The sequence below is a fragment of the Streptomyces avicenniae genome (assembly GCF_000719135.1).
Classification (GTDB): domain Bacteria; phylum Actinomycetota; class Actinomycetes; order Streptomycetales; family Streptomycetaceae; genus Streptomyces; species Streptomyces avicenniae.
Genome location: NZ_JOEK01000002.1, coordinates 380,165 through 402,092 on the forward strand (window position 1 = coordinate 380,165; position 21,928 = coordinate 402,092).

Below are 21,928 nucleotides of genomic sequence, written 5' to 3' on the forward strand. Positions count from 1 at the left end.
TACGGGAGCGCAGCGATGACCGAGCCGCGGCACCACACCCTGGACACGGACGGCGCCACCGTCCACTACGACGTCCGCCCCGCGACGACCGAGGACGGCGGGCACCCGGCGCTGCTCCTGGTCGGCTCGCCGATGGACGCCACCGGGTTCACGACCCTGGCGTCCCACTTCACCGACCGCGCGGTCGTCACCTACGACCCGCGCGGCGTGGGCCGCAGCGTCCGCACCGACGGCGCGACGGAGGACACGCCCCAGGAGCACGCCGACGACCTGCGCCGCGTGATCGGGGCGCTGGGCGCGGGCCCCGTGGACCTGTTCGGCAGCAGTGGCGGGGCGGTCAACGCGCTGGCGCTCGCGGCGTCGGCCCCCGGCCTCGTCCGCGTCCTGGTGGCGCACGAACCGGCGACGGCCGCCGTCCTGCCCGACCACGAGGGGGCGCTCGCGGCCTGCGCCGACGTCCACGCCACCTACCTGCGGGCGGGGATGGGGCCCGCCATGGCGAAGTTCATCGCCGTCACGGGCCGCAAGGGCCCCTTCCCCGCCGACCCGTCGGCCGAGCCCGCGCCCGACCCCGCCGCCTTCGGCCTGCCGACCGAGGACGACGGCACCAGGGACGACCCGCTGCTCGGCCGGAACATCCGCGCCTGCACGTCCTACCTGCCCGACTTCGCCGCGCTCGCCGCCGGGCGCGGGCGCGTCGTCCTCGCCGTGGGCAAGGAGTCGGAGGGCGAGATGTGCGCCCGCGCCACGGGCGTGATCGCGGAACGGCTCGGGCACACGCCGGTCGTCTTCCCGAGCAACCACGGCGGGTTCCTCGGCGGCGAGTACGGGCAGCACGGCGAGCCCGAGGCGTTCGCCGAGACCCTGCGCGCGGTGCTCGACGGGCGGCGGTGAGCGGCGGGCGGCCGTGGCGGACGGGGGTCGTCACGGCCGCTCAGCCCTGGTCGGCCCCCGGGCACCGGTACGCGCCGCCGGGGCCCCAGTCCCGCCGGACGTCGCGCAGGTTGACGGCGCCGCAGACCAGTTCGGCGGTGGCCGGGCGCTCCGGGTCGGCGTGGACGACGAGGACGAGCTTGTCCGGCGTCTCCCTGCCGTTCTCCACGCCGGAGGCGTCGCTGCGCCCGGTGGAGCCCTCGAAGCCCCCGCCGCCGAGCCCCTGGTAGAGCACGCCCTGCACGAGGTCACGGTCGAGCCGCGCGTCGTCGCGGCCGGTCGTGATCCACGCCTGGTCCACCGCGGCGGACAGGTAGCGCAGCGCGTCCCAGGCCAGGGCCGGGTGCGGGTCGGAGGCCAGCGCGGCCGTCACCTCGCCGAGACCGTCGCCCTGTCCCTCGCCCCCGTCCTCGAACTCGGCGTGGTACGCCTCGTGGAAGTACCGCCCGTCCGGGCTGACGGCCTCGCCCTGCCGCTCGTCCAGCAGCGGTCCCGCGCCGTTCACGACGAAGTAGAGGGAAAGGTTCGGGAAGGAGTCCCAGGGGTGGCTCTCGCTGACCCGGGCGTTGGTCACCTCGTCGCTGCCCAGCAGGGTGAGGCGCGCGCAGTCGCCCGAGTACCGGTAGAGCGCGTCGAGGAACGGGCGTATCTCGCTGCCGCGCGCCGTCCACACGAGGGCCGTCCGCTCCTCGTCCGCGACGGCGTCGCACACCTCACGCGCCAGCTCGTCCTGGCTGCCCACCTCCTCGCCGGCCAGCCCGGACTCCTCGTCGTCCGGCACCGGGTCGGGGGCGTCGTAGAGCAGCGTGCGCAGATCACCGGTGAACTGGTCCTGGAAGGCACCGGCGAGACCGGCGCTGTACGCGTCGCGCGGGTCGGCGACCATCACGACCCGCTCGGCCGGGAAGGTCCCGCCGCCCGCCCGGAACAGGGCGGCCGACTCGGCGAAGCGCGCCAGGACGGCGGCCATGCGGCTGTTGGAGGGCGACAGCTGGTAGTAGTGCCCGCCGTGGTTCAGCAGTTCGTCCGCCGTGCCCGAGGTGCCGATGACCGGCAGCCCGGCCGCGCTGAGGATGTCCAGCGCGCGGTAGGTCGTGTCCCGGCTCTGTCCCATGCCGACGACCCCGACGACCGAACCGTCCTCCTCCGCGAGGTCCACGATGCGCTCGGCGACGGCAGGGGCGTCCTGGAAGCGCCGCCCGGCGTCGGCTATCTCGATGCGCAGCGGGACGCGTTCGCTGCCCGCCTGGTCGTTGACCAGCCGCTGGGCGAGCATCAGCCCCCGCAGCTCGGCGAGTGTGCCGCCCAGCACAGGGTCCAGGGCGGAGGCGGCGCCGCTGAGCGTGCCGATGTAGACGACGGTCCGGGGCGAGGGCCCGGGATCGTCCGCGGGGCGGCGGTCGGCGGCGGCCTCCACGTCCTCGTTCTCACGGAATATCTCGTCCAGTACGGACGCCACGTCGGAGTTGGTCGAGTCCCGCGTCAGCAGGCCGACGCAGTTGCGGCCGTCGCGGCTCAGGAACGTGCCCCCGTCGCACGGATCGCCCTGGAGCAGCGGCAGCGCCCCGGCGAGACCGGCGAGCACCAGCGCCCCGCCCACGACCGCGACCGCGGCGGCGCCGATCGACAGGTCGCCGCGCGGCCCCCAGCGGGGCGCCCGGACGACGAGGCGGCGGTGGAGCCCGAGCCGGTGCTCCTCCGCCTCGTTCTCCGCCGGGCCGGGCGGGAGCCGTACGACGATGCCGCTCTCGGCGGGCACCTTGTGGAGCGAGGACTCCAGCAGGGACACCGCGCCCTGCACGCTCTGCACCGTGCTGTCGTCGAGACGCTCGGCCAGCGTCCTCACGCCCGTCGCGACGACCACGGCGCAGGTGTGCCGCTCGCTCTCCGCCCAGGTGCGCAGCTCCCGCACGAGCTGCTGCTCGCGCGAGTCCTTGTCCCCCGCGCTGGCGAACAGCAGCACGAAGCGCGTCCGCCTGCGGCGGCGCCACGGGCCCCTCAGCCGGGCGTTCAGGGCGCTCTCCATGTCCAGCAGCAGCGCCTGGGCCAGCACCCGGTACAGCCGCTCCCGCACGGCCCCTGGGCCGCCCGCCGCCGACTCGCCGGGCACCAGGTCGAGCGCGCAGGCGAAGACGCTGAACGGCCCCGGCCACGTCCGGCCCTGCTGCGCACGCCCCCAGGCCGTCAGCCACGCGAGCCGCCGCCGCGCCCGCACCCCGAACCACCAGCGCGGGAGCCACTGGAAGAACCAGGCCGTCGTCATGTGCCACAGCAGGCCGAGCGCGCCGCCCACGGTGTCGTCGTGCGCGTGGCCCGCCGCGTCCCACAGCAGCCGGGAGGGGCGCGAGACCTTGCGGTACTCGGCGTAGCACCGGTCGCGCAGGACGCGTCCGTCCACGCCCTCGGCTGCGGTGGCGTCGGCCTCCAGCTCCTCCTTGCAGCGGGCCACGGTCGCGAGCAGCCACAGCCGGGGCAGGCGCAGCCGCCCCTCGCCGCGTCGGCGGGTCGTGTCGGCCAGCTGCCGTGCGATCTCGTCGAAGGGGGCGAGTGGCCCCTCCCCCAGGCTCCCGTCGAGGTAGGCGAGGCGCGCGAGCGGGGTGCCCGAGCCGCCCAGCCACTCCCGCAGGCCGGGGGCGACGCGGGCGCTCTCCGTCGTGTCGCCCTCGGGGTCCTGGAGCAGCACGACGGGCAGCCAGACGCGGCGGCGGCGCGGCTGGCCCGTCAGGTCCTGGAGCACGCCGAGGAATCCGCCCATGCCCCGGTACGGGGGCAGGAGCGGGGAGTCCGTCCTTCCGTCACGCATGTGCGCCCCCCGTCACCCGGCGCCCTGACGGCGCGTACCGGACATGACGAATGAGCCGGGCAAGCGGTTCCCTTCACCGCAAAACGTTCACCAGGGGACACAAGCGAAGGAAAGGCGCTGGAGAGCGGAAGAGTTCGGTCGCGGGAGAAGAGGGGCCAGGCGGGACGGCTGAGGTGCCGTCAGGGCGTCAGGGCGTCAGGGCGTCAGGGCGTCAGCACCAGCTTCCCGAAGACGTCGCCGCGCTCCAGCCGCGCGAACGCCTCCCGCGCCCGCCCGAGCGGCAGCGTCGCCTCGATCGGCGGCCGGACGCCCGTCGCCGCGCAGAAGCTGAGCAGCGACGCCAGCTCGTCCCGGTCGCCCATCGTCGTGCCGACGACCTTGAGTTCGAGGTAGAAGATCCGGTTCAGCTCCGCCGACGCGGGCGCCTGCCCCGTGGTCGCGCCGCAGATCACCAGCGTGCCGCCGGGCCGCAGCGAGGACACCGAGTGCGACCACGTCGCCGCGCCCACCGACTCCAGCACCGCGTCCACCCGGTACGGCAGCCGCTCGCCGCTCGCGAACGCCGCCTCGGCGCCGAGGCCGAGCGCCCGCTCACGCTTCGCCGCGTCCCTGCTGGTGACGACCATGCGCAGCCCGGCGGCGGCGCCGAGCAGGACCGCCGCCGTGGCCACCCCGCCGCCCGCGCCCTGGACGAGCACCCGGTCCCCCGGCCGCACGCCCGCGTTGGTGAACAGCATGCGGTACGCCGTCAGCCACGCCGTCGGCAGGCAGGCCGCCTCCTCGAACGAGAGTTCAGGCGGCTTCGGCAGCACGTTCCACGCGGGCACGGCGACCCGTTCGGCGAACGTCCCCTGGTACCGCTCGCTGAGCAACGACCGCCGCTCGCGCGGCCCGACGCCGTGCCCGTTCGCGCCGACCACCGCGTGCACGACGACCTCGTTGCCCTCCGCGTCCACCCCCGCCGCGTCGCAGCCGAGGATCATCGGCAGCGCCCCGGCGCCGAGCCCGACGCCCCGCAGCGACCACAGGTCGTGGTGGTTGAGCGACGCGGCCCGCACCTCGACGACCGTCCAGTGCGGCGGCGCCTCGGGCTCGGGGCGTTCGCCCAGTTCGAGTCCGTCCAGCGGCTGATCCTTGTCCAGGTGAGCGGCGTAGGCTGCGAACATGCCCTCACGCTAACCGCCGGGGGTGACGTCGGCCACAGGCGGCGTTCCCGAACCGGCGCGTACGCGGGAGGATGGACCTCGGGGGTGCAGGCATGAGCACGATGTTCAGGCGGCGGCTGACCCGCTGGCAGGCGGAGACCGAACGGGCCGATCTGGCCGAGCTGTACGCGGTGGCGCGTCCGGGCGGTCAGGAGACGGCAGATCAGGAGGCGTTCCTGCGACGCCTCGTGGACCACGACCTCGGGCAGCCCGAGTTCGACATGATCCTGGCGGGCGACCCGCGCCCCGCCGGGTGCGTCTGGGGCTTCCGCGTGGACGCGGAGAACGCCTGGTGGACGGCGTACGCCGAACCGCCCGTCGCGCCCGACGTCTTCGTCGTCGCCGGGCTGCTGGTGGCGCCGCGCAGCCGCCGCCAGGGCGTGGCCGTCGGGTTGGTGCAGCAGATGCTGTCGCGCACGCGCGCCCCGCTCGCCCTCGCGCCGGTGGAGGCCGACGACGCGCTGGCCCACGCCTCGTACGGCGCCTGGGGCTGGACGCCGGGCGGCCCGCTGACGCCGTCGGACGGCTCGCCGCCGCTGCGCACCTGGACGCTGGCGGACCCGTCCCGGAGGACGTTCTGAACGCCCACCGGCGAGCCGTCAGGGGCGGGCGCCGGATCGTGACCGGCCCCCGCCTTCCGGCCGACGGCGCACCGTGGCGTCCGCCCGCTCAGAGCACCGCGGAGAGGAACGCCCGCGTCCGCTCGTGCCGCGGCGCGGCGAGGACGTCGCGCGGCGGCCCCGTCTCCACGACCAGGCCGTCGTCCATGAACACCAGCGAGTCCCCGACCTCCCGGGCGAAGCCCATCTCGTGCGTGACGACCAGCATCGTCATGCCCTCCTCGGCCAGCCCGCGCATGACGTCGAGCACCTCCCCGACGAGTTCGGGGTCGAGCGCGGACGTCGGCTCGTCGAAGAGCATCAGCTTCGGCTCCATCGCCAGCGCGCGGGCGATGGCGACCCGCTGCTGCTGGCCGCCGGAGAGCTGCGCCGGGTAGGCGCCCATGCGGTCGGCGAGGCCGACGCGCTCCAGCAGCAGCGCGGCGCGCTCCCTGGCGGCGGCGCGGCCGAGGCCCTTGACCTGGACCGGCGCCTCCATGACGTTCTCGGCGGCCGTCATGTGCGGGAAGAGGTTGAAGCGCTGGAAGACCATGCCGATGTCACGGCGCTGCGCCGCGACCTCGCGTTCCCGCATCTCGTACAGCCGGTCGCCGCGCTGCCGGTAGCCGACGAGCGAGCCGTCCACCCACAGGCGCCCCGCGCTGATCTTCTCCAGGTGGTTGACGCAGCGCAGGAAGGTGGACTTGCCGGAGCCCGAGGGCCCGACGACGCAGCACACCTCCCCGGCCCGCACCTCCAGGTCGATGCCGCGCAGCACCTCGACGGCGCCGAACGACTTGTGGACCCGCTCCGCCTTCACCATCGGCGGCGGCTGCCCGGCGGCGGACGGCGCGCTCATCTCGTCTCCTCCTTGCGGACCACGCTCCGCGTGCGGAACGTGCCGAGGTTCGTCCTGACGCGCTGCCACGGCGTGCGGGGCAGCGCACGCTGCGATCCACGCGCGTAGTACCGCTCCAGGTAGTACTGCCCGACGCTGAAGACCGTCGTCAGGGCCAGGTACCAGACCGTCACGACGAGCAGCATCTCCATGACCGCGAGATTGCGCGAGCTGATGATGTTGCCCGCGCGGAAGAGTTCCTCGTACTGGATGACGGAGACGAGCGAGGAGGTCTTCAGCATGTTGATGAACTCGTTGCCCGTCGGCGGGATGATGACGCGCATCGCCTGCGGGAGGACGATGCGGCGCGTCGTGCGCGTCCTGCTCATGCCGAGCGCGTGCGCCGCCTCCGTCTGGCCGTGGTCAACGGACAGCACGCCGGCCCGTGCGATCTCCGCCATGTACGCGGCCTCGTTGAGCCCGAGGCCGAGCAGCGCGGCGAGGAACGGCGTCATGACGTCGTTCATCTCGTCCCGGTAGAAGCCGAGATCGAGGATCGGGAAGATGAGCGCCAGGTTGTACCAGAGGAACAGCTGGACCAGCACGGGCGTCCCGCGGAAGAACCAGATGTAGCCCCAGGCGACGCCGGAGAGCACCTGGTTGTCCGACAGCCGCATCACCGCGAGCAGCACGCCGAGGACGACGCCGAGCGCCATCGACACGACGGTGATCCACAGCGTCCGCAGCGCGCCCTCGACGACCGTGTCGTGGGTGAGGTACTCCCCCACCACGTCCCACTGGATGGTGTCGGCGCCCGCGAACGCCCGGACGAGCAGCACCAGCAGCGCCAGCACCACCAGGGCGCCGACGAGCCGCCCCCAGTGGCGCACGGGCACGGCCCTGATCGCCTCGGGCGGCACGCGGTCCGCCGCCGTCCCCTTCTTCAGGCCGTCGCCGGGTCCTGCCCCCGCGGCCTCCACCGTGTCTCCCACGTCAGGCCGCCCGCTCAGGTACCGGCGTTGACGGTCGCCTCGTCGATGGCGCCCGTCTCGGCGCCCCACTCGGCGAGCACCTCGGCGTACGTGCCGTCGTCGATGATCCGCTGGACGGCGGCCTGGAGCGCGTCCCGCAGCTCCGGGTTGTCCTTCGGCACGGCGATGCCGTAGGGCGCGGTGCCCATCTGCTCGCCGACGACCTCGAACAGCTCGCCGCCGCCCGCCTCGCGCTCGTTGTACAGCGCGACGGGGAAGTCGGTGACGACCGCGTCGGCCCGGCCCGTCTGGAGGGCGGTGATGGAGTCGGTGTCCACCTCGTTGATGATCGCGTCGATCGGCTCGTCGCAGTCGGCCTGCTGCGTCTCGATGATCGCCTCGTTCGCCGTGGCCTGCTGGGCGGCGACCGACAGGCCGCACAGGTCCTCGACGCCCTGGACGCCCTCGGGGTTGCCCGCCGCGACGAGGATCGCCGAGCCCGCCTGGAAGTAGTTGACGAAGTCGGCGCCGCCCTCGGCGTCCTCGCTCACGCCCTGCTGCCGCTCGGCGGTGTCGGTCATCGCCGACATGATCACGTCGTGACGGCCGCTGTTCATGCCGAGCACGAGCCCGTCGAACGTGCCGTTGGTGAACACGAACTCGACGCCGAGCACCTCGCCGAGCGCGGCGGCGATCGCCGGGTCGATGCCGGTGACCTCGTTGTTCTCGTCGTAGTACTCGATCGGCGCGTAGTTGATGTCGGAGCCGACCTCGATCCGGCCGCTCTCCTGGATGTCGGCGGGCAGCAGCGCGAACAGGTCGTCCGACGGGGCGTCCCCGGCGGGTTCCTGCGTGCCGCCGGACGGTTCGTCGCCGCCGGACGCGTCGTCCGTCTGGTCGCCGCAGGCGCTCAGCAGCAGCACGGCGACCGCGGCGAGCGAACCGGCCGCGGCCAGGCGGCGCTTGCGTCGCGCGGTGGTACAGAGGGTCATGGCGTCGTCCTCCAGGGGTCACGGAGTGTCCGAGGCAGCCGGGCACGCGTCATCGGGTGTCACGACGGGGTGCGGGTGCGGATCACACAATGGCGAGCATCCTGCCATCACGGCACGCATGTTCGGCAGGCCCGGACGTCAAGATCGGATAACGGACAGGCGCGGCGGGGCTTCAGCGGAACGGCAGCCGCTCTTCAGCGCCCCCTTGCAGGCTGGGCCCGTCCCCACCGGCCCGCTCCCGGTGTCCGCTCCTCGATCCGGCTCGTCCACACGGCGTCCGATCAGGTAGAACGAACCGTTACGCCCCTCACCCGGGGACCCGGACGCCTTGTGCGACGCGTCCGGCGTCCGCTCCCCCACCGAGCGGACGTGGTGCCCGCCCGCTTCCCGACCAGGGAGCGCCCACCCTCAGTCAGTCACGTCATAAGGGGTCAACCACAGTGGCATCGGAGATCATCAACCCGCGAACCGAGGAGCCGGGGACGGGAGAGCCCACGGCGGCTCCCGACCCGGCGTTCGAACTGCACCGCGGCGGCAAGATGGCCGTCCGGGCGACCGTCCCGGTCCGGGACGCGGCCGATCTGTCCCTCGCCTACACACCCGGCGTCGCCCGCGTCTGCGCCGCCATCGCCGAACGGCCCGAGCTGGTCGATGAGTACACCTGGAAGGCGCGGACGGTCGCGGTCGTGACCGACGGCAGCGCCGTGCTGGGCCTCGGCGACATCGGCCCCGAGGCGTCGCTGCCCGTGATGGAGGGCAAGGCGATCCTCTTCAAGCAGTTCGGCGACGTGGACGCCGTGCCGGTCGCGCTGGACTGCCGCGACCCGGACGAGATCGTCGAGACGGTCGCGCGCCTCGCCCCGTCGTTCGGCGGCATCAACCTGGAGGACATCTCGGCGCCGCGCTGCTTCGAGATCGAGCGCAAGCTCCAGGAGCGCCTGAACATCCCCGTCTTCCACGACGACCAGCACGGCACCGCCGTCGTCACCCTGGCGGCGCTGCGCAACGCCGCCCGCCTCACCGGCCGCGCCCTCGCGGACCTGCGGGTCGTCATCTCGGGCGCCGGGGCGGCCGGGGCGGCCATCGCCCGCATCCTGCTCGGCGCGGGCGTCCTCGACGTCGTGGTCTGCGACCGCGGGGGCGTCGTGTCGGCGGACCGCACCGACCTGAACGAGGCGAAGCGCGAGCTGGCCGCGCTCACCAACCCGGCGGGGCGCACCGGCACGCTGGCCGACGCGCTGGCCGGGGCGGACGTGTTCGTCGGCGTCAGCGGCGGCACGGTGCCCGAGGCCGCCGTCGCGACGATGGCGCCCGGCGCGTTCGTCTTCGCCATGGCCAACCCGGACCCGGAGATCCACCCGGAGGTGGCCGCGCGGTACGCGGCGGTCGTCGCCACCGGGCGCAGCGACTTCCCGAACCAGATCAACAACGTCCTCGCGTTCCCGGGCATCTTCGCCGGGGCGCTGCGCGTGCGCGCGACGCGCATCACCGAGGGCATGAAGCTGGCCGCGGCCGAGGCGCTCGCGGCGGTCGTCGCCGACGAGCTGTCACCCGAACGGGTGATTCCGTCGCCGTTCGACCCGCGTGTCGCCCCCGCGGTGGCCGACGCGGTGGCGAAGGCCGCCATCTCGGAGGGCGTCACCCGCTGACGGCGCGCGCGCCCGGCCCGTCCCGTGCGGGGAGCGGGCCGGGCGCGCGGGCTCAGCGCAGCGCCAGGACCAGGGCGTCCGTCAGCGACGCCCACGCGGGCCGCGCCTCGGCGAAGCCCGCGTCGCGCAGGGCCCGCGCGTGCCAGTCGGGGGTGTGGACGTGCCCGTCCCCCGTGTGTCCCGAGATCGGGTCCCCGAGGAGGGCGAAGCGTTCCCTCACGACGTCGGCCAGTTCCGGCGCGGCGGCGGCGTGCGTCCACCAGCCCGCCCAGTCGAGGACGCCCGCGGCCTTCTCACCGGCCTGCCGCTCCTGCTCGAACGCCTGCCACGCCGCGTTGATGCGCGGGGTGGCGGGGTCGGGCATGTGGTCGGCGTTCAGGAAGACGCCGCCGGGCCTGACGAGTCCGGCGAGCCGCCCGTACAGCGTCCGCAGCGGCTCCTCGGCGAGCCAGTGGAGGGCGGTGGCCGTGACGACGGCGTCGTACGCGTCGTACGGGAGCGCGTCGGGCCAGTCGGGGGCGGTGAGGTCGGCGGCGACGAACGTCACGCGGTCGTCGCCCGCGAAGGTGCCGCGCGCGATGGTCAGCAGCGCGGGGTCGAGGTCGATGCCCGTGACCACCGCCCCCGGCAGCCGCGCCAGCAGCCGCCGGGTGATGCTGCCCGTCCCGCACGCCAGGTCGAGGACGCGCGGGCGGTCCCCGGCGTGCGCCCGCACCACGTCCAGCATCACGCGGAACCGCTCCTCGCGGTCCGGGAGATACCACGCCTGCTGCCGGTCCCAGCTGTCCTGCCAGCCCTGCCAGTCCGTCATGCCCCTCATCCACCCGTCCATGTCACCGCACCCACCAGGTAATGGCTCACCCGCGAATGCGACCCTTACCAGTACAGTGTGGACCCTAAGGCGCTTCCGTAAGGAACACAAGTGGAACTCACCTATTACGCCGACTTGGCCGTGCGGCTCGTCAACACCGAGGAACCGCTCCGCGGGACGGACAGCCTCACCAGCGTGGAGGCGGTACGCGCGCTGTTCGGCCCCACGCAGCAGGTCGCGCGGCGCGCCGGTGACGCGGACGTGACGCGCCTGCGCGGCGTCAGGGCCCGCCTGCGCGCCGTCTTCACGGCGGCGGCGGACGGGGACGAGGTGACCGCCGTTGACCTGCTCAACGCGCTGCTGCTCGAATACCCGGCGAGCCCGCAGATCTCGGGCCACGACATGCTGGACGAGCAGGGCCGCCCGCGCTGGCACCTGCACCTCGCAGAACACCCGTCGAGCGCCACGGCCGGGTACGCGGCCATCGCCTGCATGGGGCTCGCGTTCCAGGTCACCGACCTGGGCGTGGACCGCCTCGGCATCTGCGAGGCCGACCGCTGCCGGAACGCCTATATCGACACATCGACCAACCGGTCACGGCGCTACTGCTCGGACCGCTGCGCGACGCGCGCGAACGTCGCCGCCTACCGGGCCCGCAAGCGCCGCGAGCGCGCCGCCAGCGGCAGCACGGCAGTCGGCAGCCAGGCGAGCACGGACAGCGGCGAGCGCTGATGCCGCAGCGGCAGCCGCAGCCGCAGCAGGGCCCGTGCGACGACGAGCGCGTCGGGGACCACGCCGAACTCGCGGCTGTCGTTGGTCACCAGCGGGTTGTCCCCCTCGACCCACCAGCCGCCCGACCGGCGCTCGGCCGCCCGCTTCACGATCAGGAGGTCCTGCTGGAGCGGATGGCGCACGACGATCACGTGCCCGGGGCGCACGCGCGCGCCGTGCCCGAGCAGCAGCCGGTCCCCCGGCCGCAGCGTCGGCAGCATCGAGGGGTTGTAGACATCCGCCAGCCCGAGCCTCATCACGTTCCTTCCGTCGCCCGGCCATCGGCCGGTCTCGCCCGTCGGCCGACGGTCGGGTGACCCCCCGGACTTTCGTCCTAGGCCCCGCCATCGGCACCGGGTCGGCCAGGAAAACCGCCCCTGCACGGAGTAGTGTCACCCGTGAGAAGACGATCACGAGGAAGGACAGCTTCCATGCTTTCCCGCCTGTTTGCCCCCACGGTGAAGGTCAGCGCCCACTGCGACCTTCCGTGCGGTGTCTACGACCCCGCGCAGGCCCGTATCGAGGCGGAGTCCGTCAAGGCCGTCCAGGAGAAGTACCAGGCCAACGACGACCCGCACTTCCGGGCGCGCGCGACCGTCATCAAGGAGGAGCGGGCCGAGCTGGCCAAGCACCACGTGTCGGTCCTGTGGAGCGACTACTTCAAGCCCCCGCACTTCGAGAAGTACCCGGAGCTGCACCAGCTGGTGAACGAGACCCTGAAGGCGCTCAGCGCCGCCAAGGCCTCCACCGACCCGGCGACGGGCCAGAAGGCGCTCGACTACATCGCCCAGATCGACAAGATCTTCTGGGAGACCAAGAAGGCGTGACACGGGAGCGTTCCGGTTCGCCCTGGAACGCGTATGCCCCGCTGGTGCGCGCGTGGATCGATGTGGCTCTGGGCGGTGAGAGTGGATCGGGGCGGATCAATTCCTTGATCGTCTCCCATCGGTCTCCCATCTTCCATACGGTGACCTGGGCAAAGAGTGCGGCCCCCTCCCAGTTCGGGAGGGGGCCGCTTCGTGCCGGGGTGACAGGGGGCCAGTCCTGCGGTTCCGACACGTTCGGGTGCGCCCGGACGCATTTGGGCAAGCGCTCGATGTACAGGTCGGTGGAAGGGTGACGGCACGGGCGTGAGCGGCGGCGCCCCCGGCACGGGCCACGGAGACGCCGCCGGCCTTCAGGGGCCGCCGTCCGGTACCGGAGTGAGGCCGTCCGGCGCAACGGCGGCCCACAGGGACACCACCGCTGCCTGCGCGGTCACCGCCGCGATGCCCCGGCGCCGGTCGTCCACCGCGCGCGACGCGGCGACCGCAGCGGCGGGGAACAGCCGGTCGGCGATGGGCCGGAGTTGCGGCGCGTCACCCAGATCGGCGAGCCGGGCCACCAACTCGTGCGGCACGACCTCGGGCCAATGGTGCAGCCCGCCCCAGGAGTTCGACGCCTGGGCCACGAGCGGCACGAGCCGTTGCTCGATCCGGCAGTTCTTGCACGCGTAGGAGGACCAGCCGGGCCCGGAGCCGGACGCGACCTCGGCCACCGCTACGAGGCCGCCGTCATGCCGCTCGCAGTACATGCAGCGCGGGAGAAGGCTCACCGCTCCGCCTCGCCGTCGGACTCGGGTTCGGGGGGCGGCTCGGCCTGCCACGAGTACCGCCGTCGCAGTGGGCCCTCCCGGCCGGTGATGACGGTGACCTCCGGATCCGGGTCGCGGATCGGCGCGGGCTCCGGTGGGCGAGCGGACTGGAACATGGGGACCCCCGACGCTGGTGGATCTGTCATCCACGAGCGTCGCCGCCGCGAGGTCCCTCAACTGTCACCAAGCGGTGACACTCAGGCGCCGACCCACGCCGCCATCCGGGAAAGCGCGTCCGGGGAGGTGCGGCGCACGTGCAGCAGGCCGCGCACCGTCTCCCGCACGCGCGGGTGATGCCGGGTCTGCTGCGGGGCAAGGCTGCGGGCAACTGTCAGTGAGGTGAGCGCGGCGTCCGTCCGGCCGGTCTCCAACTCGGCGCGCGCTTGGTCCACAAGGTGCGCGGCACGCCGGGAGGCGGCCCAGCCGCGCGGCGGGTGGACCGCACGGGCGACGGTGTACGCGGCGTCGTACTGCCGCAACTCCAGCCGAGCAAACGTCTCGTGCACGGCGATGTTCGCCGGACCGAAGCTGAGCCAGTGCGCGCTGCTCTCCCCTGTACGAGCGGCGACCTCGCGCGCCGCGCTCAGGTGCTCGTCCGTCCCCGCCGGGTCGTCGGCCCGCGCGGACAGGATCGCGGCACCGAGGTGCAGCTGCCCGCCTACCGCCAAGGCGTCCGGGTCGCCGTCCGCCGAAGCGAGGATGCGATGGCCCTCGGCGACCATCGCGAGGCCGATGCTGTGCCGGGCCTGCTTCGACCGGTAGGCGAGGGCTCGCTTGTACTGCCGCACGGCGGCGAGCACCGGGTCCCCGGCGCACTCCGCTGCCCGACCCATCCTGTCAAGCGCCACACAGGCGAGATCGTGTCGGCCGACCTTCGTCGCCACGTCGGCCGCCGAGCGGCAGACGGAGGCCAGTGCCCGCCACAGGTCGCCATCCGGCCGGACCTGGCTGAGGACCATGAGGTCGGTCAGGAGACTCGGCAGCCCGGCTGCCGCCTGGTGCAGGCGCGCGGCCCGCACGTCGCGGCACAGCGCGTCGGCAGCGGTCTGCGCCGCTGCCCCGGTCATCTGCGGCTCGTAGATGCCGGAGGGCAGGTCGTACAGATCCAGCGCCTCGCGGATCGGGCGCACGAGTGCGTCCACGCGGTCAGGATGCAGAGAATGCGCGGAGTGTCCCGTCAGAGCAGTGATGGGGATGTCCAGCGCACGCGCGACCGCCGCGACGAGCTGTGGCGACGGTCGCTTGTGCCCGGCTTCGGCATGCCTCAACATCGAATAGCTGTATGGGATGCGCTGGGCGAGGCCGTGCTGGGTGAGACCTGCGCGCTTGCGGTGGGCGGCGATCCGTGCGCCAGTGCTGGTGTCGTCTCGGTCGGGCATACCGGCTCCCCTCGGTCGTGCAGCCACTCGGACGGTACCCGCGCCCCGCCGGGTCGGGGGCGGTCGTGCGTGTGGTGCACTCTCCCCATGGACCGTGTGCTGTACCTCCTCGCCTGTGCTGCCCCGCCCGTGCAGCACCTGGACCGGCCGGTGAGGGATGCGGGGGCGCGCGGTTGGGACGTCTGTGTCGGACTGACGCCGACCGCCGCCGAGTGGACGGCTGATCAGCACGCCGAATGGGAGGAACTGACAGGGCATCCCCTGCGGGTTCGACCGCGACTGCCCGGTGCGCCGTCGGACGGCTGGCCGCCCGCCACCGTCACCGTGCTCGCCCCGGCAACGCTGAACACGGTCAACGCGATCGCCTTGGGCCTCACTCCGACGTGGGTCGCGGCCAACGCGTGCGAGGCCATCGGGAAGCAGCGCCCGCTCGTGGTGATGCCGTGCGTGAACAGCGCCTACGCGACACATCCGCAATTCGCCCGATCTGTCGAGACGCTGCGCGCTGCGGGGGCGCCGGTCCTGCTGGGCAAGGACGGGTTCGTGCCGAACGAGCCCGGCCAAGGCCGCCCCGAGGAGTACCCCTGGCACCTCGCTCTCGACGCCGCCGATGAGGCGCTGTAGCGCCCGCTCAGCCAGCGATCACGGCGAGCCAGCATGCTCCCTACGCCTCCGTGACCAGGCTGCTCGGCCCCTCCGCGAGGATCGGCAGGACGGCGGCGATCTCCGCGACCGACCACGGCTCCCCGGGCCCGGCCGGGTCCCGGAGCGCGGCGACGGCCGCGACGTCGTCGTCCAGCGGCGGCGCGTGCACGGTCGGCCATGCTCCGCAGCATCGCACGGGCGCGACGAAAAGCCCCGCCCGCCCGAAGGAGGACGGGGCGTTCGTCGTGGGTCAAGGTCAGGCGGCTACGGCGCCCACCCCCAGGCGGTCGGCAAGCCAGTCCATGCCCTTGGCGGTGAAGAAGGTCTGTTCCACCATCTGGTAGCCCGCCTGGACGAACTTGACGTCCGCCCTGTCCGCCTTGAGGTGCGTCTCATACGGCAGTCGGGGGTTCTGGGTCTGAAGGAACTTGATGTCCTCGCGGCGCAGCAGTTCCATGAACTTCGTCCGGCCGAGACCGCCGGTGACATGCCTGAACGCCTTCGCGGCGGCGTTCATATCGATCAGGCCCTCCGAGTTGCAGAATGCATCCCACTTCCCGGCCTTCGGCTTGGCGACCTCCAGCTCCTTCTCGGTCTGGACGAGCCGGAGCGCGGTGGCCTGGAGGATGTTCGCCATCTCCAGGACGCCGCTGGAGGTGGTGATGTCCGGGACGCGGGGCGCGGTCTCGGCCTCGCGGGTCTTCACCGCGAAGTAGGTCTTCGCGGCGGCGACCTGCGGCTTGCGCCCGTCCCCGGCCAGGGCAACCTGGTAGGCCCCGAAGCGCGTCAGCCGGTAGTCCTTGACCTCCTGGTGCCCCCAACGCCCGCCGGACATCACTTTGCGGGCACCCGCAAAGTGATCAAGCGGGTGGATGCCCGACGCCTCGACGGTCTCCATCGCCCGGTTGATGGTGTCCTCGAACTGCCGCCACCGCTCGTAGCCCATGAGCTGCTGGAGGTCACGGGCAGACCAACGCTCCCGGCCCTTCTCGTCCAGCAGCATGATCTGATCAAACGGGCTACCCCCACTGTTGCCTCCGGGGGGCAGCGCGATACGCTGCATTTCACTCATCAAATCTCACTTTCATGTCTCTGCCCTCGGCGGCTGCAACCGCGCGGGGGCATAATTCTCCGACCCGGATCACTGTTCGACCCGGGTCCGCTCAGAGTACCCTGCGCCACCTTCAACTCAAGCGGAGCCAGGCGCAGTTCCTTCACGCCAGACCCACACATATGACGGACCGCCCCCGCCCGGCACGAAGCCGGACGGGGGCGTTGGTCTGCTACTGCTGTCTGCGGTCAAGGATGGCGGCCGTGCCGAGGCCGAGCAGCCCGCCGATGGGCGGGGTGCTCCCGCCGACGACCGGCCGGACGTCGGCCCTGGCGCCCTTGCAGTCCCCGTGCTCGCACGCGGCGACGAGCGCCTTCGCGTTCAGCACCGCCGTCGCTTCCCTGCCACGCAGCGCTTCGCACCGTGCGCCCTTGACGCTCTTGTCGTTCCGGATGTCGTAGTCCGCGAACGCGGCGGCGCCGGGAGCGCTGCGCAGCTTGCCGACGACGATCCTGCTGCTGCCGTTCTGGGCACCGGTGAACGGCTGGAAATGCAGGAGAAGCCACAGGTCGAAGGACGGATGCGAGAAACCCACCTCGATCCCGGCCGCGGCAGCCGCCGTGAGAGCCTGCCGGATGTCGTCGTCACGGTCGGCACCGTCACGGTCGAAGAGCACCCAGGCTTCGTCGGTGTCGGCGTGGCGGCGCACGGCGGCGACGGTCTGCGAGGGCAACAGGCCGTTCCTCTTGCTGATCGGCTGGATACGGAACGACCGCCTGCCCCCCTCGGCCTCGCCGAACTCCCTGGTGAGGTGGTTGAGGTAATCGACCTCGGTCCGCTCGCCTTCGCAGGCCACGTACAGGACGCGGACGCTCCGATCCCTGCCACCGACCCGGCGCTCCAGCGGACGGTCGTCGTCGATCGACCCGCGCCTGCGCGCCCTGGCCGATCCGCTGCGCTGCTGCCGCCCCGTCACGCCGACTCCTCCGACTCCTCCGACTCCCGCCAGGACAACTCACGCGTGATCTCGCCCGCGGCGATCCGGGGGATGCCGCCGTACCGGCCGCGGAGGTAGCCGCGTTCGAGGTTCTCCTCCTTACGCGGCCTGGCGTCGGCCAACGCGTAGACCTCCGTCTCGCCGGAGCGGCGCTTCGCGGCGATCCACACCTGGTCGCGGTCGAGGGGACGGTCGAGGACCGCGCTGCCGAGCAACGTCGCGTCGTGGGTGGTGAAGATCAGTTGTGCCCCACGGGGGTTGGCGTCCGGGTCCTGGAAGAGCCGTACGACCTCCGCGGCGAGCGCGGGGTGGAGGCTGGAGTCCAGCTCGTCCACCAGAAGCGCGCCACCCCCGTCCAGCACGGCGAGCAGCGGCCCCAGGAACGCGAACCACGCGTGCGTGCCCAGGGACTCCTCGGTCTCGAAATCCATGGCCACCTCGCCCCCGCCCGGCGCGCGGTGGCGCAGGCCGACCCGCCCGGCCTCGGGGTCGATGTCGATCCCGGTGACGCCGAGATCGGCCACCGACAGCAGCCGGACGATCCGGTCGCGATGGTCACCCGGGTGCTTCGACTCCGTGAGCAGCCGCCGCGTCCACCGGGTCCTGGTCGCGATGTCGGCGCCGGGGGTCACGAGCCGGAGGTTGTCCGCGAACCAGCGGTGCACGGTGGACAACTGCGGGTCGTTCAGCGTCGCCCCGGCGGAGAGGAACAGCGCGTTGGGGCGGGTCAGCGCCACCAGGTCGTCGCGGCGCCCTCGGAAGCCCGTGCCACGGAACACGAACGCGTCCCCGCCGTCGTCGGCCCGGGCCGCCTCCCGGTCGAACCAGACGTTGCGCTTGCCGCGCGGATACGCGTGCAGCCACTCCGCCTCGACACGCTCGTCCGACAGTTCGAATCCATAGGTGTACCGGACGGGCTCGCGGCCGAGCAGCAGATCCACCTCGAAGAGGGTGGTCTCCTCACGGCACGCGGGATCGAGCTTGAAGGGCTCCCTGGGCACCGCGCCTGGCACCTTGGCCCAGTCGGCGAAGGAACTCCGCACGGCTTCCTTCATGAACCGGAAGGCGCTGAGCAGATTGGACTTGCCCGACGCGTTGGCGCCGAAGACGCCCAGCACCGGCAGCACCGTCACCGGGCGCCCCCTGGCCGTCAGCGGCGTCTCCCGCGCGGTTCCCTCGTTCAGCTCGGTGCCGATGAGCGACACCTCGTGCTCGTCACGGATCGACCGGTGATTGGCCACCCTGAAGCGCAGCAGCACGACCGACCTCCTCCTCGACATGGACCTGTGGCGATTTTCGGCGCCTCTCACGCAGAAACTCTGCACCAGAGAGCATATGACGGCGCCTCCTCGCATGCCAGGCAAGGCATCCGCCCGCGCACCGACCGTGAAGCAGTGGGTATCGGTGTGATTGTCTCGAATTCGCCGCGTCGCCCGCGCTCCGCACGGGGAGCATGCTGCCGCCACACACAACCGCCGGAGCGGCGCCACGAGGGAGCAGGGACATGGCCAGGCGAGGGGAAGACGACGCGCTGCGGCGGCGCGTGGGGCAGATGGAGTCCCAGCTTGCCGAGGTGCGCGAGGAGATGCGCGGCATCCGCGCCGACGTCATGGGCCTGCTCGGCGAGAAGCTGGCCCAGTTGCACCAGGACAACGAGACACTGCGCTACGAGCTGGGCTCCCGCGTGAACGGCGCGCGGACCGCACTCGACGCCCACCTGCCCGAGCTGCGCACCCTGCTCATCGCCGAGCGCACCGCCGCCGAACGCGCCCTCAACGAGATCATCGCCATGCGCCGTGCGGAGGCCGAGGCCAGGCTCGCCGAGCGCGAGGCGCGCGACGCCCGCGCCACGCGTCCTCCCGCGGAGTCCGGCGAGTGCCACGACCTGTTCGCCCGCGCCGCCGGGATCGCGCGCGCCGGGGTGGTCTGCCACCGCGACATCTGGTCGTTCCTGGTCGAACACGCCGCGGGCGGAGAGCACTTCAGGCTCCCGGCCGAGGTGGTGGAACGTGAGGACGGCACGGTGGAGGCGCACCTGTCCGGGCGCACGCTGATCGCCGTCATCGACGCGCTGTGGCGCGTCCAGCACGACCCGGCGGCCTCACCGGCCACCTACGCCCTCGCCGGTGAGATCCGCGCCCGGATCGACGAGGCGCTCACCGGCGGGCAGGAGACCGCGCGCGTCGTGATCGACGGGCACGCGCAGCGCTCCGGCGCGGGGCATCCCCAACTCCCCGAAGGCACATGATCGTTCGTTACGATGACCGGCGGGTTCGCAGGTCACCGTCGCGGGCTCGGACCGGCGTTCGAGAAGGAAGACGGGCGGGCGACCATGGCAGCAGTGTCCCCCGGGGGGACGTCCCCGCAGCAGGCGGAGCCACCGCCGCCGATCGATCTGCGGACCGACCTCCCGCACTCCGCGCGGGTGTACGACTACCTGCTGGGCGGCCGGACGAACTACGACCCCGACCGCGCCGCAGGGGACGCGTCCGTCGCGGCCTGGCCGAGCCTGCCGGTCTCGATGCGGCAGACACGTTTCTTCATGCACCGGGTGGTCCGTCACCTCGTCACCGAGCACGGCGTGCGCCAGTTCCTCGACATCGGCACCGGCATCCCGAACCCACCCGACCTGCACGAGGTCGCGCAGGACCTCGCCCCCGACACCCGCGTCGTCTACGCCGACAACGACCCGCTCGTCCTCACGCACGCCCGCGCCCTGACGCGCAGCAGCCCGGAGGGGCGCACGGCCCACCTCGACGCCGACCTGCGCGACCCCGACTCGCTCCTCGGCGCGGCCCTCCTCCACGAGACGCTCGACCTGGGGCGGCCGGTGGCGCTGTCCCTCATCGCCCTCGTCCACCTCCTCCCGGACGAGGACGACCCGTGGGGCCTCGTCCGCCGCCTGATGGACGCGCTGGCCCCCGGCAGCTTCCTCGCGCTGACGGTCTTCACCGGGGACACCGACCCGGAGCGGGTCGCGGGGGTCGGCCGCGAGTACACCGCGCGGGGCATCCCGGTCCGGATCAGGGACCGCGCCGAGGCGGAACGGTTCTTCGACGGCCTCGCGCCGCTGGACCCGGGCGTGACGCTCGTCCACCGCTGGCGTCCCGACCCGGCGAACGACCCCGACGGGGGCCGCGTCACCGACCAGGACGTCGCGATGTACGGCGGCGTAGCCGTCAAGCGAGCCTGACGGCACCGCAGGTCAGAGCCCGGCGGCCAGCAGGTCGTTGCACGCCTGCTCGCACGCACGGCACGCCTCGGCGCACAGCCGGCAGTGCTCGTGCTCGGCGGCGTGCCGCTCGCACTCCGCGGCGCACGCCGCACAGGCCAGCGCGCACGCCTCCACCTGCGCGCGCGTCAGGTCGGCGCCGTCCGGCGTGTAGCGGGCGACGAGCCGCCCGGTGATGTCGCAGACGTCCGCGCAGTCGAGGTCGAGCCGGATGCAGGCGGCCAGCTCCTCGACGCGGTCCTCCGCGAGACAGGCGTCGGCGCAGGCCGTACAGGTACGGGCGCAGCGGTCGCACTCCTCGATGCAGCGGGCGAGCAGGTCGCCGTCCAGCGCGCCCTTGTCGCCCGGGTACGTACGCAGCATGTCCTTGACCGTGGTCATGACGAACCACCTCCGCCGCCCTGGGTAACCGCGGCGGGCCGCCGCGAAACCGGCCGCCGCGCCGCGTCACGCCCGCTCACGGCCCGTCGCCGCCCGCCCGGCGCCGCCCGCGGGAACAGGGCCCGCGCGCCGGTCACCGTCCGGCCGTGTGTCCAGATGTGGCGGCGGACGTGCCCGGGCGCGCGCACCGGGGGCGTCCTCCCGGCCGCTGGGCCTGCGCACCCGGCGACTACCCTTGCGCCGTGAGCGACATGACCGACGGGGGCGCCATGAGCCCCGTGACCGAGGAGAACGCCCCCGCCCTGCCGCCCGCGACCGGCTCGATGACCCTGCTGGCCGCCGCCGTCGTCGTCCTCGACCGCGCCACGGACCGGGTGCTGCTCCTCCAGCGCGGCCCCCGGGCCAAGTTCGCCCGCGGGATGTGGGACCTGCCGGTTGGGAAGTGCGACCCGGGCGAGCCCGTCACGTCGGCCGCCGTGCGCGAACTCAAGGAGGAGACGGGCCTCGTCGTGGACCCGGCCGACCTGCGGCTGCGTCATGTCGTGCACGCCGCACAGGGGCCCGAGGCGCCCGCCGGGTTCCTCACCGTCATCTTCGCCACCGAGCGCTGGTCGGGCACCGCGTACAACGCGGAACCGGCGAAGCACGCCGCGGTGCGGTGGACCCCGATCGGCCAACTGCCCGCCGAGCTGGTGTTCTCGGCGGATCGGATCATCGAACGCTGCGTGACCGAGGAGAACGCGGGCCTCACCCTGCACGGGTGGCGGTGACCGGCGGCGGGTCCTGGCCCGCCCCCGCAGTACGATTTATCGATCATGGCGTTCGGCAGGTACAACGCCGCGAGGAATCCGAGGAATTGACGTCATCCCCATGGCCACAGTACGCACCGAATGCATTACGATGAGTAATACCGCCAAGGTGGTCAGGACGATCGAGCACAACTCGGACCAGGCGACAGCATGCTGTGGATCGCGGTAGCGTCGCAGGACGCGTCAGGGCATCCGGGCGATGTCCGTGCGCGCTCAATCAGTGTGAGTC

The 21,928-nt window shown here is 73.0% G+C and carries 24 protein-coding genes; 9 read left to right on the forward strand and 15 right to left on the reverse strand.

Features of this window, described 5'->3' with window-relative positions:
- Positions 1 to 15 precede the first annotated feature (15 nt).
- Positions 16 to 894, forward strand: coding sequence for an alpha/beta fold hydrolase (locus IF27_RS05760; RefSeq protein WP_052848253.1), 879 nt, complete (start codon positions 16 to 18; stop codon positions 892 to 894).
- A 40-nt stretch (positions 895 to 934) separates the two neighbouring features.
- On the opposite strand, the gene IF27_RS05765 is transcribed toward IF27_RS05760, so the two are convergent.
- Both IF27_RS05765 and IF27_RS05770 read right to left on the reverse strand, forming a co-directional pair.
- Entirely contained in the window at positions 935 to 3,736 is a 2,802-nt protein-coding gene (locus IF27_RS05765; RefSeq protein WP_190232825.1) for a type 1 periplasmic-binding domain-containing protein, read from the reverse strand.
- 203 nt (positions 3,737 to 3,939) lie between these two features.
- Positions 3,940 to 4,902 (reverse strand): zinc-binding dehydrogenase, encoded by a 963-nt coding sequence (locus IF27_RS05770; RefSeq protein WP_052848255.1) that lies wholly within the window; start codon positions 4,900 to 4,902, stop codon positions 3,940 to 3,942.
- Between the two features lie 92 nt (positions 4,903 to 4,994).
- Here IF27_RS05770 and IF27_RS05775 point away from each other — a divergent pair, with 92 nt between their 5' ends.
- Positions 4,995 to 5,522, forward strand: coding sequence for a GNAT family N-acetyltransferase (locus IF27_RS05775; protein ID WP_052848256.1), 528 nt, complete (start codon positions 4,995 to 4,997; stop codon positions 5,520 to 5,522).
- Positions 5,523 to 5,610: 88 nt separating this feature from the next.
- Here IF27_RS05775 and IF27_RS05780 read toward each other — a convergent pair whose 3' ends face one another.
- The 3 genes from IF27_RS05780 to IF27_RS05790 are packed head-to-tail and all read right to left on the reverse strand — an operon-like array spanning position 5,611 to position 8,341.
- Positions 5,611 to 6,363, reverse strand: coding sequence for an amino acid ABC transporter ATP-binding protein (locus IF27_RS05780; protein ID WP_052848446.1), 753 nt, complete (start codon positions 6,361 to 6,363; stop codon positions 5,611 to 5,613).
- Positions 6,364 to 6,395: 32 nt separating this feature from the next.
- The gene (locus IF27_RS05785) at positions 6,396 to 7,370 is read right to left on the reverse strand and encodes an amino acid ABC transporter permease (RefSeq protein ID WP_110945576.1); all 975 of its coding nucleotides are present in this window, start codon (positions 7,368 to 7,370) and stop codon (positions 6,396 to 6,398) included.
- Between the two features lie 14 nt (positions 7,371 to 7,384).
- Positions 7,385 to 8,341 carry an ABC transporter substrate-binding protein gene (locus IF27_RS05790; RefSeq protein ID WP_052848257.1) on the reverse strand — a complete coding sequence of 319 codons (957 nt, stop codon included), beginning with the start codon at positions 8,339 to 8,341 and terminating at the stop codon, positions 7,385 to 7,387.
- Positions 8,342 to 8,781: 440 nt separating this feature from the next.
- On the opposite strand from IF27_RS05790, the gene IF27_RS05795 reads away from it, so the two are divergent.
- Positions 8,782 to 9,990, forward strand: a complete 1,209-nt coding sequence (locus IF27_RS05795) for an NAD(P)-dependent malic enzyme (protein WP_052848258.1) — start codon at positions 8,782 to 8,784, stop codon at positions 9,988 to 9,990.
- A gap of 52 nt (positions 9,991 to 10,042) precedes the next feature.
- Here the strand turns inward: IF27_RS05795 and IF27_RS05800 are convergent, their stop codons facing one another.
- The gene (locus tag IF27_RS05800; protein ID WP_052848259.1) at positions 10,043 to 10,801 is read right to left on the reverse strand and encodes a class I SAM-dependent methyltransferase; all 759 of its coding nucleotides are present in this window, start codon (positions 10,799 to 10,801) and stop codon (positions 10,043 to 10,045) included.
- A gap of 111 nt (positions 10,802 to 10,912) precedes the next feature.
- Between IF27_RS05800 and IF27_RS05805 the strand changes: the two genes are divergently transcribed.
- Positions 10,913 to 11,533 carry a CGNR zinc finger domain-containing protein gene (locus IF27_RS05805; protein WP_052848260.1) on the forward strand — a complete coding sequence of 207 codons (621 nt, stop codon included), beginning with the start codon at positions 10,913 to 10,915 and terminating at the stop codon, positions 11,531 to 11,533.
- Here the strand turns inward: IF27_RS05805 and sodX are convergent.
- Positions 11,446 to 11,829, reverse strand: coding sequence for a nickel-type superoxide dismutase maturation protease (gene sodX, locus IF27_RS05810; protein ID WP_052848261.1), 384 nt, complete (start codon positions 11,827 to 11,829; stop codon positions 11,446 to 11,448). The two genes, IF27_RS05805 and sodX, sit on opposite strands and share 88 nt — an antisense overlap.
- 174 nt (positions 11,830 to 12,003) lie before the next feature.
- Here sodX and sodN point away from each other — a divergent pair, with 174 nt between their 5' ends.
- Positions 12,004 to 12,399 (forward strand): superoxide dismutase, Ni, encoded by a 396-nt coding sequence (gene sodN / locus IF27_RS05815; protein WP_052848262.1) that lies wholly within the window; start codon positions 12,004 to 12,006, stop codon positions 12,397 to 12,399.
- Positions 12,400 to 12,749: 350 nt separating this feature from the next.
- On the opposite strand, the gene IF27_RS05820 is transcribed toward sodN, so the two are convergent.
- The 3 genes from IF27_RS05820 to IF27_RS05825 all read right to left on the reverse strand — a co-directional run bounded on the left by IF27_RS05820 (position 12,750) and on the right by IF27_RS05825 (position 14,584).
- Complete coding sequence (locus IF27_RS05820) at positions 12,750 to 13,166, reverse strand: hypothetical protein (protein WP_190232826.1); 417 nt, start codon at positions 13,164 to 13,166, stop codon at positions 12,750 to 12,752.
- Complete coding sequence (locus IF27_RS30870; RefSeq protein ID WP_190232827.1) at positions 13,163 to 13,321, reverse strand: hypothetical protein; 159 nt, start codon at positions 13,319 to 13,321, stop codon at positions 13,163 to 13,165. Before IF27_RS30870 ends, IF27_RS05820 begins: the two co-directional genes overlap by 4 nt.
- 81 nt (positions 13,322 to 13,402) lie before the next feature.
- Positions 13,403 to 14,584, reverse strand: a complete 1,182-nt coding sequence (locus IF27_RS05825; protein ID WP_052848264.1) for a helix-turn-helix domain-containing protein — start codon at positions 14,582 to 14,584, stop codon at positions 13,403 to 13,405.
- A gap of 87 nt (positions 14,585 to 14,671) precedes the next feature.
- Between IF27_RS05825 and IF27_RS05830 the strand changes: the two genes are divergently transcribed.
- Positions 14,672 to 15,208 (forward strand): flavoprotein, encoded by a 537-nt coding sequence (locus IF27_RS05830; protein ID WP_052848265.1) that lies wholly within the window; start codon positions 14,672 to 14,674, stop codon positions 15,206 to 15,208.
- Between the two features lie 40 nt (positions 15,209 to 15,248).
- Here the strand turns inward: IF27_RS05830 and IF27_RS30875 are convergent, their stop codons facing one another.
- The 4 genes from IF27_RS30875 to IF27_RS05845 all read right to left on the reverse strand — a co-directional run bounded on the left by IF27_RS30875 (position 15,249) and on the right by IF27_RS05845 (position 18,557).
- On the reverse strand, positions 15,249 to 15,398 hold the full coding sequence (locus IF27_RS30875) for a hypothetical protein (protein WP_190232828.1): 150 nt from the start codon (positions 15,396 to 15,398) through the stop codon (positions 15,249 to 15,251).
- 87 nt (positions 15,399 to 15,485) lie between these two features.
- Positions 15,486 to 16,232 carry a phage antirepressor KilAC domain-containing protein gene (locus IF27_RS05835; RefSeq protein ID WP_190232829.1) on the reverse strand — a complete coding sequence of 249 codons (747 nt, stop codon included), beginning with the start codon at positions 16,230 to 16,232 and terminating at the stop codon, positions 15,486 to 15,488.
- Between the two features lie 280 nt (positions 16,233 to 16,512).
- Positions 16,513 to 17,256 carry an RloB family protein gene (locus tag IF27_RS05840; RefSeq protein WP_052848267.1) on the reverse strand — a complete coding sequence of 248 codons (744 nt, stop codon included), beginning with the start codon at positions 17,254 to 17,256 and terminating at the stop codon, positions 16,513 to 16,515.
- Positions 17,253 to 18,557 (reverse strand): AAA family ATPase, encoded by a 1,305-nt coding sequence (locus IF27_RS05845; protein WP_223290931.1) that lies wholly within the window; start codon positions 18,555 to 18,557, stop codon positions 17,253 to 17,255. Before IF27_RS05845 ends, IF27_RS05840 begins: the two co-directional genes overlap by 4 nt.
- 224 nt (positions 18,558 to 18,781) lie before the next feature.
- Here IF27_RS05845 and IF27_RS05850 point away from each other — a divergent pair, with 224 nt between their 5' ends.
- The gene (locus IF27_RS05850; protein ID WP_052848269.1) at positions 18,782 to 19,525 is read left to right on the forward strand and encodes a hypothetical protein; all 744 of its coding nucleotides are present in this window, start codon (positions 18,782 to 18,784) and stop codon (positions 19,523 to 19,525) included.
- Positions 19,526 to 19,609: 84 nt separating this feature from the next.
- Positions 19,610 to 20,470, forward strand: a complete 861-nt coding sequence (locus tag IF27_RS05855) for an SAM-dependent methyltransferase (RefSeq protein ID WP_052848270.1) — start codon at positions 19,610 to 19,612, stop codon at positions 20,468 to 20,470.
- Between the two features lie 12 nt (positions 20,471 to 20,482).
- Here the strand turns inward: IF27_RS05855 and IF27_RS05860 are convergent, their stop codons facing one another.
- Positions 20,483 to 20,890 carry a four-helix bundle copper-binding protein gene (locus tag IF27_RS05860; protein WP_052848271.1) on the reverse strand — a complete coding sequence of 136 codons (408 nt, stop codon included), beginning with the start codon at positions 20,888 to 20,890 and terminating at the stop codon, positions 20,483 to 20,485.
- A gap of 251 nt (positions 20,891 to 21,141) precedes the next feature.
- Here IF27_RS05860 and IF27_RS05865 point away from each other — a divergent pair, with 251 nt between their 5' ends.
- Entirely contained in the window at positions 21,142 to 21,660 is a 519-nt protein-coding gene (locus tag IF27_RS05865) for an NUDIX domain-containing protein (protein ID WP_420821986.1), read from the forward strand.
- The last annotated feature ends 268 nt before the right edge of the window (positions 21,661 to 21,928 follow it).

What these genes read in the sequence shown, in the direction of transcription:
- IF27_RS05760 (WP_052848253.1), top strand. Translation starts at nt 16, where the DNA reads ATGACCGAGCCGCGGCACCACACCCTGGACACGGACGGCGCCACCGTC.
- IF27_RS05765 (WP_190232825.1), bottom strand. Translation starts at nt 3,736, where the DNA reads ATGCGTGACGGAAGGACGGACTCCCCGCTCCTGCCCCCGTACCGGGGC.
- IF27_RS05770 (WP_052848255.1), bottom strand. Translation starts at nt 4,902, where the DNA reads ATGTTCGCAGCCTACGCCGCTCACCTGGACAAGGATCAGCCGCTGGAC.
- IF27_RS05775 (WP_052848256.1), top strand. Translation starts at nt 4,995, where the DNA reads ATGAGCACGATGTTCAGGCGGCGGCTGACCCGCTGGCAGGCGGAGACC.
- IF27_RS05780 (WP_052848446.1), bottom strand. Translation starts at nt 6,363, where the DNA reads ATGGTGAAGGCGGAGCGGGTCCACAAGTCGTTCGGCGCCGTCGAGGTG.
- IF27_RS05790 (WP_052848257.1), bottom strand. Translation starts at nt 8,341, where the DNA reads ATGACCCTCTGTACCACCGCGCGACGCAAGCGCCGCCTGGCCGCGGCC.
- IF27_RS05800 (WP_052848259.1), bottom strand. Translation starts at nt 10,801, where the DNA reads ATGACGGACTGGCAGGGCTGGCAGGACAGCTGGGACCGGCAGCAGGCG.
- sodX (WP_052848261.1), bottom strand. Translation starts at nt 11,829, where the DNA reads ATGAGGCTCGGGCTGGCGGATGTCTACAACCCCTCGATGCTGCCGACG.
- sodN (WP_052848262.1), top strand. Translation starts at nt 12,004, where the DNA reads ATGCTTTCCCGCCTGTTTGCCCCCACGGTGAAGGTCAGCGCCCACTGC.
- IF27_RS30870 (WP_190232827.1), bottom strand. Translation starts at nt 13,321, where the DNA reads ATGTTCCAGTCCGCTCGCCCACCGGAGCCCGCGCCGATCCGCGACCCG.
- IF27_RS05825 (WP_052848264.1), bottom strand. Translation starts at nt 14,584, where the DNA reads ATGCCCGACCGAGACGACACCAGCACTGGCGCACGGATCGCCGCCCAC.
- IF27_RS05830 (WP_052848265.1), top strand. Translation starts at nt 14,672, where the DNA reads ATGGACCGTGTGCTGTACCTCCTCGCCTGTGCTGCCCCGCCCGTGCAG.
- IF27_RS05835 (WP_190232829.1), bottom strand. Translation starts at nt 16,232, where the DNA reads ATGCTGCTGGACGAGAAGGGCCGGGAGCGTTGGTCTGCCCGTGACCTC.
- IF27_RS05845 (WP_223290931.1), bottom strand. Translation starts at nt 18,557, where the DNA reads ATGTCGAGGAGGAGGTCGGTCGTGCTGCTGCGCTTCAGGGTGGCCAAT.
- IF27_RS05850 (WP_052848269.1), top strand. Translation starts at nt 18,782, where the DNA reads ATGGCCAGGCGAGGGGAAGACGACGCGCTGCGGCGGCGCGTGGGGCAG.
- IF27_RS05855 (WP_052848270.1), top strand. Translation starts at nt 19,610, where the DNA reads ATGGCAGCAGTGTCCCCCGGGGGGACGTCCCCGCAGCAGGCGGAGCCA.
- IF27_RS05860 (WP_052848271.1), bottom strand. Translation starts at nt 20,890, where the DNA reads ATGACCACGGTCAAGGACATGCTGCGTACGTACCCGGGCGACAAGGGC.
- IF27_RS05865 (WP_420821986.1), top strand. Translation starts at nt 21,142, where the DNA reads ATGACCGACGGGGGCGCCATGAGCCCCGTGACCGAGGAGAACGCCCCC.